Genomic DNA, 12313 nt, shown 5'->3' with positions numbered 1-12313 from the left:
AGGGCTGCGTCAGCCGGGAGCGGGAACGGCGGCCACCGGCGCCGCCACCGGCTGCGCCGGCCGCTGCGCCCCGGCACGCGGCACCGCGCGTCCGGCTTCGATGCCCTGGTTGAACAGGTTCACGATCGGCATGCCCAGGTAGGGCAGGGTCAGGCTCAGGGTCAGGAAGCCCACGCCCAGCGTGACCGGGAAGCCGATACCGAAGATGTTCAGCTGCGGCGCGGCGCGCGTGAGGATGCCCAAGGCGACGTTGGTGATGAGCAGGGCGGCGACGATCGGCAGCGACAGCTGCAGGCCGCTGGAGAAAATGCGGCCGCCCCAGCGCGCCAGTTCCAGCGGCGCGTTGCCCGAGAACGGGGTGCTGGAGATCGGCAGCGTCACGAAACTTTCGGCCAGCGCCGCCAGCAGCACCAGGTGGGCGTTCACGGCCAGGAAGGCCATGGTCGCCACCAGCGCCAGGAACTGGCCGACTGCCGACGAGCGCCCGCGCGAGTTGGGGTCGAAGAACATGGCAAAGCCCAGGCCCATGGTCATGCTGGCCACTTCGCCCGCGTACTCGATCGCGGCGAACACGATGCGCATCGCGAAGCCCATGGCAACGCCGATCAGCAGCTCTTTTACCAGGATCAGGATGCCGGCCCAGGAGCCCGGGTCGACGGCCGGGATGTCGCCCACGGTGGGGGCGATGACGCTGGCCAGCAGCACGCCCAGCGCGACCTTGATCGATACCGGCACGCCGGCATTGCCGAACAGGGGCGCGGAAGCGACCAGGCCGAGGATGCGCGTGAGCGGCCAGATCAGGCCCGCGATCCAGGCATTCATCTCGCCCGTGGTCAGGCTCAGCATCGCAGCCTTCTCAGCCGATCATGCCGGGGATGCCGGTGAAGACCTGGCGCATGTAGTCCAGCATCACCGACAGCATCCAGGGGCCGGCCACCACCAGGGCGACGAAGATGCCGACCAGTTTCGGGATGAAGGAGAGCGTGGCCTCGTTGATCTGGGTGGCGGCCTGGAAGATGCTGATGATCAGGCCGATGATCAGGGCCACCAGCAGCAGCGGGGCCGAGACCATCAGGGTCACTTCCATTGCGTTGCGGCCCATCGTCATGACGGTTTCGGGTGTCATGCGGGCCTCCTAGTAGAAGCTCTGGGACAGTGAACCCAGCAGCAGTTGCCAGCCATCGACCAGCACGAACAGCATCAGCTTGAAGGGCAGCGAGATCACGGCCGGCGACATCATCATCATACCCATCGCCATCAGCACCGAGGCCACCACCATGTCGATGATGAGGAACGGTATGAAGATGGCGAAGCCGATCTGGAAGGCGGTTTTCAGCTCGCTCGTGACGAAGGCCGGGATCAGCACGCGCAGCGGGATGTCCTCGGGCCCCTGCAGGGCGGGCGAGCGCGAGATCTTCACGAACAGGGCCAGGTCGGACTGGCGCGTCTGCTTGATCATGAATTCCTTGAGCGGCACCACGCCGCGGTCCAGCGCCTGGCTCATCTCCATCCGGTTTTCCTGCAGCGGCAGGTACGCCTCGGTGTAGATGCGGTCAAACGTCGGCCCCATCACGAAGAAGGTCAGGAACAGCGCCAGGCCCACCATCACCTGGTTCGGCGGCGCGGTCTGGGTGCCGAGCGCCTGGCGCAGCAGCGACAATACGATGATGATGCGGGTGAAGGCGGTCATCATCAGGAGCGCGGCCGGCAGGAAGGTCAGCGCCGTCATCAGGATCAGCGTCTGGACCGGCAGCGAGAAGGCGGTGCCGCCGCCGGGGGCGGGACGCGAGGTGAAGGCCGGGATGCCGGGCTGGGCGAGGGCGGCGAGCGGCAGCAATGCCAGTCCCGCCAGTCCCACCCACAGCAGGAGTCGTTTATTTCGCATTACGTTTGTCGATCGTGTTCTTGAGCCAGTCGCCGAAACTGGCGGCGGGCGTGGCGTGCTGCGCGAGCTGGGCGTCCTGTCCCTGCGCGCCCTCCTGGCGCGGCATGGTGGCCAGGGCATTCACGCGGCCGGGCGAGGCGCCGACGACGATCCACTGGTCGCCGACCTCGACCACCATGATCCGTTCGCGCCCGCCGATATTCAGGGCGCCCACCAGCTTGAGGTTGGCGCTGGCGCCCATGGCGCGCGGACCGAAGCGCTTGAGCATCCAGGCCAGGCCCAGCAGCAGCCCGAGCACCAGCACCAGGGCCAGGATGGTCTGCAGCAGGCTGCCGGCGCCGGGCGTGGCCGAGCCGGGCATGATCACTTGCGGCGGACGCTGGCCAGGCGCCGGTGTTGTGGCGGGGGCGGTGGTGGTGGCAGGTGTTTCGGCAGCGGGCGCCGGCGCGGTCTCGGTGACGACGGCATCCGGGCCCGGGCCTTGCACGGGCGTGGAGATCGGGCCGGAGGGGGCGGGGCGCGCCAGGGTGGCCGGGCGGCCGGCCGTGGTGGCGCCTTTGGGCAGGGGCTGGGTTTCTACCGAGGCGGGAGGCGTGACGGGAATCGGGGCAGTGGCTGCGGGCTCGGTGCGAGGCGCTGCCTGCGGCGTCGCAGGCGCGGCCACTTGCTGCTGGGCCGTCGGCGCCTGGTCGGCAACGACGGGTGCCGCGCACGCCGGCAAGGGCGACAACAGCAGCACTGCCGCAATCCGTAGGGTGGGCAGCTTGGCTGCCCACGCGTTCAACCGGCCTTGGCACGGACGAACATCTGTGATGACTTCACCGTCGCTTGAACGCGTGGGCGGAAGACCCGCCCACCCTACGGGATTACGATTGCCGACGTTGCGCGAGGTCATTTATTCAGTTTTCTGATCCGTTCCGACGGCGTAATGATATCAGTCAGGCGGATACCGAACTTGTCGTTCACGACGACGACCTCGCCCTGGGCGATCAGGCAGCCGTTGACCAGCACGTCCATCGGCTCGCCGGCCAGGCCGTCGAGCTCGACCACGGAGCCCTGGGCCAGCTGCAGCAGGTTCTTGATCGCGATCTTGGTGCGGCCCAGCTCCACGGTCAGCTGCACCGGGATGTCGAGGATGAAGTCGATGTCGTTCGGCGTTTCGTTGCGCGTGCCCTTGTTCGAGAAATCCTTGAACACGGCGGCGGTCGGGGCGGCCGCTGCGGCCTGCTGCTGGCGCTCGAGCGCCGCGGCTTCGGCCGCGGCCTGCTCGGCAATCGCCGCGCCCCAATCGTCGTCGAGACCGCCCTGGTCGTCCTGGGTATCAGACATCTTGCTCTCCTGTCGCCGGCAGCTGCCGGCCCTATTCATTACCTGTTGCTATTAATCGCGGCCAATATTGATGACTGCGCTATCTGAGTATTACTTGTTGAAGCTGTCGCTGTTGGCCAGCAGTCGCTCGATCTTCAGTGCGTACTGGCCGTTGAAGACGCCGTAGGTACAGTCCATGACCGGCACGCCGTCCACCGTGGCCTGCAGGGTCTCGGGCACCGTGATCGGAATGACGTCGCCGATCTTCATGTTGAGGATCTCGTCGAAATTGGCGCGGCCTTCGCCCAGCACCGCCACCAGTTCGACTTCGGCGACCTGGATCTGCTGGGTCATCAGGCGCACCCAGCGCTTGTCCACTTCCAGCGCCTCGCCCTGCAGGCTGGAGGTCAGCGCATCGCGGATCGGCTCGATCATCGAGTAGGGCATGCAGAAGTGGATCTGGCCCGACACTGAACCGAGCTCGACGGTAAACGTGCAGGACACCACGACCTCGTTCGGGGTCGCGATGTTGGCGAACTGCGTGTTCATCTCGGAGCGGATGTACTCGAACTCGACCGGATACACCGGTTCCCACGACTTGCCGTAGGCCTCGAACACGATGTCCAGGATGCGCAGGATGATGCGCTGCTCGGTCTGGGTAAAGTCGCGGCCTTCCACGCGCGTGTGGAAGCGGCCGTCGCCGCCGAACAGGTTGTCCACCAGCAGGAACACGAGGCCCGGGTCGAACACCATCAGGGCCGTGCCGCGCAGCGGCTTCATGTGGATCAGGTTCAGGTTGGTCGGCACCACCAGGTTGCGGATGAACTCGCTGTACTTCGAGACCCGCACCGAGCCGACCGACACCTCGGCGCTGCGGCGCAGGAAGTTGAACAGGCCCACCCGCAGATACCTGGCGAAACGCTCGTTGATGATCTCGAGCGTCGGCATGCGGCCGCGGACGATCCGCTCCTGCGTCGCCAGGTTATAGGTGCGTACCCCCGAGGTGTCTTCAGGCGCGGCAATGTCGTCCTGGTCGCCGTTGACCCCCTTGAGGAGGGCATCGACTTCTTCCTGGGAGAGGAAATTATCGGCCATGGTGCGTCTGGCTTACTGGATGATGAATGAGGTAAATAGTACGTCCGTTACTTCCTGCTCGTCGCCTTCTTTCTCGAAGGGCTCGCGGATGATGGCCTGGATCTCGGCGGCGAGCTGCTGCTTGCCCTCGACCGTGCTGATTTCCGACGCCTTCTTGCCCGACAGGAGCAGCAGCACGCGGTTACGCACGATCGCCATGTTGTCCTTGATCAGGGTGCCCTGTTCGGCGCCCTCGACCTGCAGGGTGAACTGCACCTGCAGGTACTGCTCGCCGTTTTCCGGCTGCAGGTTGACGGTGAACTGCTCGACCGGCACGTATTCGGGCTTGACGCCGGCTTCTTTCTTTTTCTTCTTCTTGCCGTCCTTGGCCGTCTCCGCGCTGGCCGCTTCCTCGCCGCCCGCGTTCATGAAATACCAGCCCGCGGCGCCGCCGCCGCCGAGCAGCAGCACGGCGGCCGCGACGATGATGATCAGCTTCTTCTTGGAGCCGGCCGGGACTACTACGGCTGCGTCTGCTTTCGGGTCGGCCTTCATTTTCGGATTCGCTTTCAAGATGCCTCGTTACTGCCTAGAGAATGGGTGCGTCATTATGGCATTATCGGTGGAAAGGGTAGACCGGCAAGCCCCGAAAAGAGGGGCGAACGGGTGGCAATCCCAACGATCTATGCTTACGCGAAAGTATCGACCATGCCGTTGTCGCCCAGGATCACCGTGCGCGTGGCCGGACGGCTGTCTTCGGCGGCCAGCACGCTGCCGCCGGCATCCAGGCCTGCGCGGCCGCCAGCATTACCGTTGCGGCGCTCGCCGTCCTGCGCCTGGCGCTGCTCCTGCGTGCCGGCATCGACCGTCGCATTACCCAGCGCGATGCCGCTCTCGCTCATCATCTCGCGCAGGCGGGGAAGGGCGTTTTCCAGGGCCTGGCGCACTTCCAGCTCGCTCGAGGAGAAGGCGATGCTGGCGCCCTCGTTACCCACGTTCAGCACCACCTGCACCGGGCCGAGGTCCGGCGGATTGAGCGTCAGTGTCGCAGCCTGCTCCTTGCCCACCATGTAGACGATGCGCTGGCTGACCTGGTTGTCCCAGGCCGGGGTGCCCACGCGCGCCGGGATGCGGTCGGTCGGCACGGCAGCCGGGGCCAGGGCCTCGAGCTTGGCGGCCTGGGCCTGCAGCTGGGCCGGTGCCGGGGCCTCGACCACGGGGGCCGCCTCAGCCACCGCTTCGCGCCCGCCCGCCAGGGCCTTCGGCTCGCCCTGCACGGCGGCTTGCGCGGTCTGCTGCAGCGTGCGCAGGTCGGCGGTTTCCTGGGTCGACGGCTGCACGCCGGTGGCCAGCGAGAAGCCGGTCTCGCCCTCGGTCGCGGTGGCCAGGGCCGGATCGGTCGTGGTCACAAGGCTGTCGGCCGTGTCGAGTTTCGCAAAGGCGGACTGGAGCGCGGCGAGCTGCACGTCGGCGCCGGTCGCGGCAGCGTTGGCGGCTTCGGCGACCACCGGTGCGGCAACGGCCACCGGCTGGGCCAGGCTGGCCATGAAGGCGAGCATGTCGGTGACCGGGCTGGCGGCCGCTTCGGCGGCGGCAAGGGCCGCGGCGCTGGCCGATTCGGCAGCTGCTGCGGCGTCTTCCGTGGCGCCGGCTTTGGCGGCAGTATCCGCCTGGGCAGTTGCCGGCGCCTCGCTTGCCGCCTCGTTCGCTTTCGCCGGTTCGCGCGCGGCCACTTTCGGGCCTGGCGCGGCGGGCTTGTCGGCCGCCTGCTGCCTGGCCGCGGCAGCGGGTTTGTTCGCCGAGGTTGGGCCGGGCGCGGGCATTGGTGCGCCGGTGATCTTGCCGGGCGCCTGCTGGCGCTGGGCGATTTCGCGTGACAGCGTGGCGCCGAACTGGCCGGCGCCCGGCGCCTGCACGCCCGCAGCGGCATTGCGCTGCGGCTGGGCCAGCGCGTTGGCGCCGGAAACCTGGAACGGGAGGGTGGTCGTCTGCATCGTCATGGCGTGTGGGCTTCGTCAGCCTGGTCAGCGTTGTTTGTAGCGGGCGCCACGGGCTGCGTGGTCGTCCATCAGTTTCTGGTCGCGCTTGTTCTCGATCGCCAGTGCTTCGGCGGCGGCGCGCTCGTTCAGGGTGCGGTAGGAAAGGCGCTTGCGCTCGCTTTCCTGCCAGGCTTTCTTTTCCATGTCCGCCTTGTACTGCGCATGCTTGATGACTTCGCGCTGGCCGATGATCGCGTTGTCCAGCTTGCCGATGAAGGCAACGAAATTCTGGTACGAGAACGGGGTGATGCCGGCCATTTGCGCCGCATCGAGCTTGCGCACGTATTCGTCGCGGTAGCCGTCCAGCATCACCAGCTTCTGCTCGCCTTCCTCGACCGCCTTCAGGGCTGCGCCCAGGCGCTTGGCAATCGCGTCGGAATCGCGCTGCGCAAGGTCGATCAGGGTGTCGAGGGCGGATGCATTGGCCATAATAGGTCACACTATAATGCCGCCAAGCATCCTTTCATCGCTAGAACAGAGAGGTTAATTGCCCCAAGCTCTCCAGCATGTTGGCGTTGTCGTGGATCTCCTGGCACAGGAAATGTTCGATCTGCTCGTTCTTGGCGATCGCCTGGTCCAGCACCGGGTCGCTGCCGGCGGCGTAGGCGCCAACGGCGATCAGGTCGCGCGAGCGCTGGAAACGCGAGTACAGCTGCTTGAGCTTGCGCGCCGCCAGCTGGTGCTCGTGGGTGGTGATGCCGTGCATGGCGCGCGAGATCGATTGCTCGATGTCGATCGCGGGATAGTGGCCGGCCTCGGCCAGGTGGCGGTTGAGCACGATGTGGCCGTCCAGGATACCGCGCGCGGCGTCGGCGATCGGGTCCTGCTGGTCGTCGCCCTCGGACAGCACGGTATAAAACGCCGTGATCGAGCCGCCACCCTCGAGTCCGTTGCCGGCGCGCTCCACCAGCACCGGCAGCTTGGCGAACACCGAGGGCGGATAGCCCTTGGTGGCCGGCGGCTCGCCGATCGCCAGCGCGATCTCGCGCTGGGCCATCGCGTAGCGGGTCAGCGAATCCATGATCAACAAGACACTCTTGCCCTGGTCTCGGAAGTGCTCGGCAATGGCGGTGGCGTAAGCTGCGCCCTGCAGGCGCAGCAGGGGAGGGGAGTCGGCCGGCGCGGCCACGACCGCCGAGCGGGCGCGCCCTTCCGGCCCCAGGATCTGCTCGATGAATTCCTTTACTTCGCGGCCCCGTTCGCCGATCAGGCCGACCACGATCACGTCGGCGGTCGTGTAGCGCGCGATCATCCCCAGCAAGACCGATTTACCGACGCCGGTACCGGCGAACAGGCCCAGGCGCTGGCCGCGGCCCACCGTCAGCATGGCGTTGATCGCGCGTACGCCCACGTCCAGGGTCTCGCTGATCGGTGCACGGTCGAGCGGATTGATCGGACGGGCGTTGAGCGGGCCCACTTCGTCTGTGGACAGCGGCCCCTTGCCGTCGAGCGGGCGGCCGGCGCCGTCGACCACGCGGCCCAGCAGCTGCATGCCCACCGGCAGGTGGCGCGTGCGGTCGCTCGGGCGGCGGCGCGGGTGCTGCACGCTGCCGGGCTTCGGCAGGGCGGATTCGACCGGGAACACGCGTGCGCCCGGCACCACGCCTTCGACGTCGCTCTGCGGCATCAGGAACAGGCGCTCGCCTTCGAAACCGACCACTTCCGCCTCGATCCGGGTGCCGTTGGGCATCGGGATGGTGCAGGCGCTGCCCACGGCCAGCTTCAGGCCGACGCATTCCATCACCAGGCCGGCCACGCGCGTGATGCGCCCGGACACCTGCATCGGTTCGGCGAAGCCGACCAGGGAATCGCAATCCTTCAAGAACGATTTCCAGCGGGCGGTGTGGCGGTCGGTGGGTTGATTCGTCATCGGAAGAGTTGTCGAAAATCGTAGGGTGGGCAGATTCTGCCCACGCGGTGGTCGCCGACATGAATGGAGTCGCGGTTGTGCCGGCGGTGGTTGAACGCCTGGGCAAGAAACTTGCCCACCCTACGGTGTTCGAATAATGTCAATTGCCGAGCCAATCCACATTGGACTGCAAGGAATGGGTCAGGCGGTTCCAGCGCGCCGCAGCCTGGGCATCGATCTGGTTGCTGGCCGTATCCACCCTGCAGCCGCCGCGCGCCATGCCGATGTCCTCGGCGATGCGCCAGCCGCCCTTGATCAGCTCCTGGCCCATGGCGTCGCGCACGATCTCGGCGTCCTGCGGGTTGAGCGTGAGCACGGCCGGCTGGGCCAGTACCGGCAGGTAGCCGATCGCTTCCTGCACCACCGGCAAGATCAGTTCGGGACGCACGTCGAAGGCCGTGCGCACCATGCCGCGCGCCAGGCGCAGCGCCAGTTCCAGCACGTCGTGGGCGATGGTCTCGTCGGCCTGCACGACGGCGTCGCTGAAGGTCGCGGCAATCGCGCGCAGGTGTTCCAGCTCGGCGCTGGCTTCCAACTGGCCGGCGGCCGCGCCGTCGGCATAGCCCTGGGCATGGCCCGCGGCCTGGCCTTCCTGCAGGCCCTCGGCATAGCCCTCGGCGCGCGCCTGCTCGCGGATGGCTTCGAGTTCTTCGGCAGTGGGCATCGGCACGTTGTGCACGATCTCGCCGGCGTCGGCGCCCGCCGCGGGAGCGCTGGGTGCGGCCGGCGGCGCCATCGCGGCGCGGCGCGCGAGCGTGCTCGGGCGCTCGTCGCCGAAGGAGGTCATTTCCCAGCGCTGGTAGGCGCTTTGCTGTTCCTTTGGAATCATCAGACGAAGGAATCCTCACCCTTACCGCCCAGCACGATCTGGCCTTCGTCCGCCAGGCGGCGCACGATTTGCAGGATCTGCTTCTGCTGGGATTCGACTTCCGACAGGCGCACGGGACCTTTCGACTCCAGGTCTTCGCGCATCATCTCGCCGGCACGCTGCGACATGTTCTTGAAGATCTTCTCGCGCAGGTCTTGCGAGGCGCCTTTCAGGGCGATGATCAGCATCTCGGACTGCACTTCGCGCAGCAGCAGCTGGATGCCGCGGTCGTCGATGTCGATGATGTTGTCGAACACGAACATCTCGTCCATGATCTTCTGCGCCATGTCGTTGTCGTAGTTCTTGATGTTGTCCATGACGGCCGATTCCTGCTCGCCGCTCATGAAGTTCAGGATCTCGGCCGCGGTGCGCACGCCGCCCAGCGAGGACTTCTTGATGTTCTCGTTACCCGACAACAGCTTGGTCAGCACGTCGTTCAGCTCGCGCAGGGCGGCCGGCTGCACGCCGTCGAGCGTGGCGATACGCAGCACCACGTCGTTGCGCAGGCGTTCGGTGAAGTTGGCCAGGATCTCGCAGGCCTGGTCGCGCTCGAGGTGGACCAGGATGGTGGCGATGATCTGCGGGTGCTCGTTGCGGATCAGTTCGGCCACCGACGGCGAGTCCATCCACTTCAGGCTCTCGATGCCCGAGGCGTCCTTGCCGCCCAAAATACGGTTGAGCAGCACGGCGGCCTTGTCGTCGCCCAGGGCTTTCGTGAGCACCTGGCGGATGTATTCGTCCGAATCCAGGCCCACGGTCGAATGCAGGTTGGTTTCTTCGACGAAGGCTTCCAGCACTTTCACCACTTCGCCATGCTGCACGGCCTTCATCTGCGCCATCGCGCCGCCGAGCTTGAGCACTTCGCGCGGGCCCAGGAATTTCATCACTTCGGCCGCTTCCGCTTCGCCCAGGGCCAGCATCAGGATCGCTGCCTGCTGGATGCCATCTTTATCCTTGTCACTCATTTGTACCCAACCATGCTTTGACGACGTTAGCCACGATGCGTGGATCCTTGCGAGCCAGTTCCTGCGCCATGACCAAATTGGCGCGGTAACCCTGGTTGCGGCGTTCCACTTCCTGCTCTTCCAGCTCTTCCTCGACCGCCTCGGCCAGGGCTTCGGCTTCATCCTGGTTTTCCGGCTCCGGCTCCGGCGGCAGGGCCACGGCCTCGTCGAACTTCTTGATCGCCGGGCGCATCAGCGGCAGCAGGATACGGTAATACAGGAAGCCGAGGATGGCGAACAGCAGCAGGTATTTGCCGATTTCCTTGGCCAGCGGCAGGTTGGCCGGGTCGCGCCACCAGTCGATTTGCGCGATGGTGTCGTCCGGGCGGTCGACGCCGTCGAACGGCGCGTTGGTCACGTTCAGCGTATCGCCGCGGGCCTGCGAGTAGCCCATCGCCTGCTTGACCAGCTCGTTGATCTGGGCCACTTCGGCGGCGGCCAGCGGACGCACGATGATCTTGCCGGTCTTCGGGTCCACGGTACGGCGGTGGTTCACCACCACGCCCACGGTCAGGCGCTTGATGCCGCCCATCGGGCGCTGCTCGTAGCGGATGGTCTTGTCGACTTCGTAATTGGTGGTGGCGTCCTTGCGGGTCGGGCCACCGGCGGCCGGCGCTGCGCCTGCCGGTGCCTGGCCGTCGATCGGCGCGGTGGCCACGCCCGGCGGCTGGTTCGACAGCGCGCCCGGGACACCCGAGGCGCCGGGGCCCGGCTGGCTCGACTCGGACGTTTGCTGGCTGCGGATGGCCTGCGGCTCCGGCGGCGAGTTCGGCTTGTACATCTCGGCGGCCGTATCGACCTGGGCGAAGTCGACTTCGGCGGTGGCTTCGGCGCGCACATTGCCCTTGCCGACCAGCGGCACGATGATCGATTCGACCTGCTTGATGATGTTCTGCTGTACCTGGTCGACATACTTGAGCTGGGTTGCATCCAGTCCCTTGGCGCCCGGCGCCTTGTTCGAAGTATCCGACAGCAAATTGCCGGTCTGGTCGACGACGGTGACGTTCCCGACGGTCAGTTCCGGCACGCTGGACGCCACCAGGTGAACGATGGCGCTGACCTGGCCCGGATCGAGGGCGCGGCCCGGCTGCAGGTTCAGCAGCACGGAGGCGGTCGGCTTTTGCTGGTCGCGCACGAAGACGGACGGTTTCGGCAGCGCCAGGTGCACGCGCGCGGCGCTGACCGAGCCGAGCGACTGGATCGAGCGCGCCAGTTCGCCTTCGAGCGAGCGCTGGTAATTGACCTGTTCGAGGAACTGGGACACGCCCAGCTTCTGGTTCTCCATCAGCTCGAAGCCGACGTTGCCGCCCTTGGGCAGGCCTTGCGACGCCAGTTTCAGGCGCAGGTCGTGGATCTGTTCGCTAGGTACGAGGATCGCGCTGCCGCCTTCGGAAAACTTGTACTTCACGCCCATCTGGTCGAGCGAGGCGGTGATGGCCCCGCCGTCGCGGTCGCTGTAGTTCGAGAACAGCACGCGGTACTCCGGGGCCTGGCTCCACATCCACAGCGCGATCATGATGGCAAGGACCAGGGCGATGCCGCCGCCCAGGGCGACGCGGCGCCCCATCGTGCTCTGGAAAAATCCCTGGCGTTGACCTGCGGCCGGGGTATCGATCAAGTCGTCTGCTACTGCTGCCATGGTGGGTTGGTGTCCGGGATGGAGGGATTAGACGCATTATGAAGCCGCAGGGCAACATTCAAACCCTGAAATAGGGGTGGAAACCCGTGCTTCTTCGAAGGAGGAACTTGTCTGGACACTGATATTCTGGAAGCCTGAATAAAGCGGTCACGCTAATTTGCAGGAGAACATGATGAGTATTGGCGGCATCGGCGGTATCGACCCCAGCCGGATCCAGGCGATGATGGAGCAACTGAAAGCTGCGGCAACCAAGCCGGCAGCGGGCCCGGTTGCACCCGTCGGCATGGGCGCGCCTGGCGCCAGCCCAGCCGTTGCCAAGCTCGACTTCGCCGACGCGCTCAAGACCACGCTGGAAGGCGTGAGCACTACCCAGAAACAGGCATCCGAGCTCGGCCAGCGGTTTGCGATGGGGGATGATACCGTGAGTTTGTCCGACACCATGATCGCCATGCAGAAATCGAGCATCGCTTTCCAGAGTACGGTGCAAGTACGCAACAAACTCGTGTCAGCCTATCATGACATCATGAACATGCAGGTGTAAGGCAGACAAGTTCTGCCGAGCAGGAACGCATCGAGACCGGCCCGCA

14 protein-coding genes are annotated in these 12313 nt (G+C 66.1%); 1 reads left to right on the top strand and 13 read right to left on the bottom strand.

Features of this window, described 5'->3' with window-relative positions:
• Positions 1-9 precede the first annotated feature (9 nt).
• From fliR to fliF, 13 genes are all read right to left on the bottom strand, one after another.
• Complete coding sequence (gene fliR, locus AC3XQU_RS20240) at positions 10-846, bottom strand: flagellar biosynthetic protein FliR (protein ID WP_489875959.1); 837 nt, start codon at positions 844-846, stop codon at positions 10-12.
• Between the two features lie 10 nt (positions 847-856).
• Positions 857-1126: a flagellar biosynthesis protein FliQ gene (gene fliQ, locus AC3XQU_RS20235; protein WP_171082344.1), complete on the bottom strand. Its 270-nt coding sequence runs from the start codon at positions 1124-1126 to the stop codon at positions 857-859.
• A gap of 9 nt (positions 1127-1135) precedes the next feature.
• Positions 1136-1885 (bottom strand): flagellar type III secretion system pore protein FliP, encoded by a 750-nt coding sequence (gene fliP / locus AC3XQU_RS20230; RefSeq protein WP_489875958.1) that lies wholly within the window; start codon positions 1883-1885, stop codon positions 1136-1138.
• The gene (gene fliO / locus AC3XQU_RS20225; protein WP_489875957.1) at positions 1875-2624 is read right to left on the bottom strand and encodes a flagellar biosynthetic protein FliO; all 750 of its coding nucleotides are present in this window, start codon (positions 2622-2624) and stop codon (positions 1875-1877) included. The genes fliP and fliO overlap by 11 nt, the downstream gene beginning before the upstream one ends.
• Positions 2625-2776: 152 nt before the next feature.
• A complete protein-coding gene (gene fliN, locus AC3XQU_RS20220; RefSeq protein WP_489875956.1) occupies positions 2777-3214 on the bottom strand; it encodes a flagellar motor switch protein FliN in 438 nt (145 codons plus the stop codon).
• A 90-nt stretch (positions 3215-3304) separates the two neighbouring features.
• On the bottom strand, positions 3305-4288 hold the full coding sequence (gene fliM, locus AC3XQU_RS20215) for a flagellar motor switch protein FliM (RefSeq protein ID WP_489875955.1): 984 nt from the start codon (positions 4286-4288) through the stop codon (positions 3305-3307).
• Positions 4289-4300: 12 nt separating this feature from the next.
• The gene (gene fliL / locus AC3XQU_RS20210) at positions 4301-4822 is read right to left on the bottom strand and encodes a flagellar basal body-associated protein FliL (protein ID WP_489875989.1); all 522 of its coding nucleotides are present in this window, start codon (positions 4820-4822) and stop codon (positions 4301-4303) included.
• Positions 4823-4956: 134 nt separating this feature from the next.
• The gene (locus AC3XQU_RS20205; protein ID WP_489875954.1) at positions 4957-6267 is read right to left on the bottom strand and encodes a flagellar hook-length control protein FliK; all 1311 of its coding nucleotides are present in this window, start codon (positions 6265-6267) and stop codon (positions 4957-4959) included.
• Between the two features lie 24 nt (positions 6268-6291).
• The gene (fliJ, locus tag AC3XQU_RS20200) at positions 6292-6735 is read right to left on the bottom strand and encodes a flagellar export protein FliJ (RefSeq protein WP_489875953.1); all 444 of its coding nucleotides are present in this window, start codon (positions 6733-6735) and stop codon (positions 6292-6294) included.
• Positions 6736-6775: 40 nt separating this feature from the next.
• The gene (fliI, locus tag AC3XQU_RS20195) at positions 6776-8176 is read right to left on the bottom strand and encodes a flagellar protein export ATPase FliI (RefSeq protein WP_489875952.1); all 1401 of its coding nucleotides are present in this window, start codon (positions 8174-8176) and stop codon (positions 6776-6778) included.
• A gap of 139 nt (positions 8177-8315) precedes the next feature.
• Entirely contained in the window at positions 8316-9044 is a 729-nt protein-coding gene (locus AC3XQU_RS20190; RefSeq protein ID WP_489875951.1) for a flagellar assembly protein FliH, read from the bottom strand.
• The gene (gene fliG, locus AC3XQU_RS20185; protein ID WP_489875950.1) at positions 9044-10048 is read right to left on the bottom strand and encodes a flagellar motor switch protein FliG; all 1005 of its coding nucleotides are present in this window, start codon (positions 10046-10048) and stop codon (positions 9044-9046) included. Before fliG ends, AC3XQU_RS20190 begins: the two co-directional genes overlap by 1 nt.
• A complete protein-coding gene (fliF, locus tag AC3XQU_RS20180) occupies positions 10041-11726 on the bottom strand; it encodes a flagellar basal-body MS-ring/collar protein FliF (protein WP_489875949.1) in 1686 nt (561 codons plus the stop codon). Before fliF ends, fliG begins: the two co-directional genes overlap by 8 nt.
• A gap of 172 nt (positions 11727-11898) precedes the next feature.
• Between fliF and fliE the strand changes: the two genes are divergently transcribed.
• Positions 11899-12267, top strand: coding sequence for a flagellar hook-basal body complex protein FliE (gene fliE, locus AC3XQU_RS20175; RefSeq protein ID WP_489875988.1), 369 nt, complete (start codon positions 11899-11901; stop codon positions 12265-12267).
• The last annotated feature ends 46 nt before the right edge of the window (positions 12268-12313 follow it).

The sequence above is a fragment of the Telluria sp. AZSoR62 genome (assembly GCF_058111565.1).
Note: the sequence above shows the minus strand (reverse complement) of the source record. Positions and strands in the feature narration are given on the sequence as shown.

What these genes read in the sequence shown, in the direction of transcription:
- fliR (WP_489875959.1), bottom strand. Translation starts at nt 846, where the DNA reads ATGCTGAGCCTGACCACGGGCGAGATGAATGCCTGGATCGCGGGCCTG.
- fliQ (WP_171082344.1), bottom strand. Translation starts at nt 1,126, where the DNA reads ATGACACCCGAAACCGTCATGACGATGGGCCGCAACGCAATGGAAGTG.
- fliP (WP_489875958.1), bottom strand. Translation starts at nt 1,885, where the DNA reads ATGCGAAATAAACGACTCCTGCTGTGGGTGGGACTGGCGGGACTGGCA.
- fliN (WP_489875956.1), bottom strand. Translation starts at nt 3,214, where the DNA reads ATGTCTGATACCCAGGACGACCAGGGCGGTCTCGACGACGATTGGGGC.
- fliM (WP_489875955.1), bottom strand. Translation starts at nt 4,288, where the DNA reads ATGGCCGATAATTTCCTCTCCCAGGAAGAAGTCGATGCCCTCCTCAAG.
- fliL (WP_489875989.1), bottom strand. Translation starts at nt 4,822, where the DNA reads ATGAAGGCCGACCCGAAAGCAGACGCAGCCGTAGTAGTCCCGGCCGGC.
- AC3XQU_RS20205 (WP_489875954.1), bottom strand. Translation starts at nt 6,267, where the DNA reads ATGACGATGCAGACGACCACCCTCCCGTTCCAGGTTTCCGGCGCCAAC.
- fliJ (WP_489875953.1), bottom strand. Translation starts at nt 6,735, where the DNA reads ATGGCCAATGCATCCGCCCTCGACACCCTGATCGACCTTGCGCAGCGC.
- fliI (WP_489875952.1), bottom strand. Translation starts at nt 8,176, where the DNA reads ATGACGAATCAACCCACCGACCGCCACACCGCCCGCTGGAAATCGTTC.
- AC3XQU_RS20190 (WP_489875951.1), bottom strand. Translation starts at nt 9,044, where the DNA reads ATGATTCCAAAGGAACAGCAAAGCGCCTACCAGCGCTGGGAAATGACC.
- fliG (WP_489875950.1), bottom strand. Translation starts at nt 10,048, where the DNA reads ATGAGTGACAAGGATAAAGATGGCATCCAGCAGGCAGCGATCCTGATG.
- fliF (WP_489875949.1), bottom strand. Translation starts at nt 11,726, where the DNA reads ATGGCAGCAGTAGCAGACGACTTGATCGATACCCCGGCCGCAGGTCAA.
- fliE (WP_489875988.1), top strand. Translation starts at nt 11,899, where the DNA reads ATGAGTATTGGCGGCATCGGCGGTATCGACCCCAGCCGGATCCAGGCG.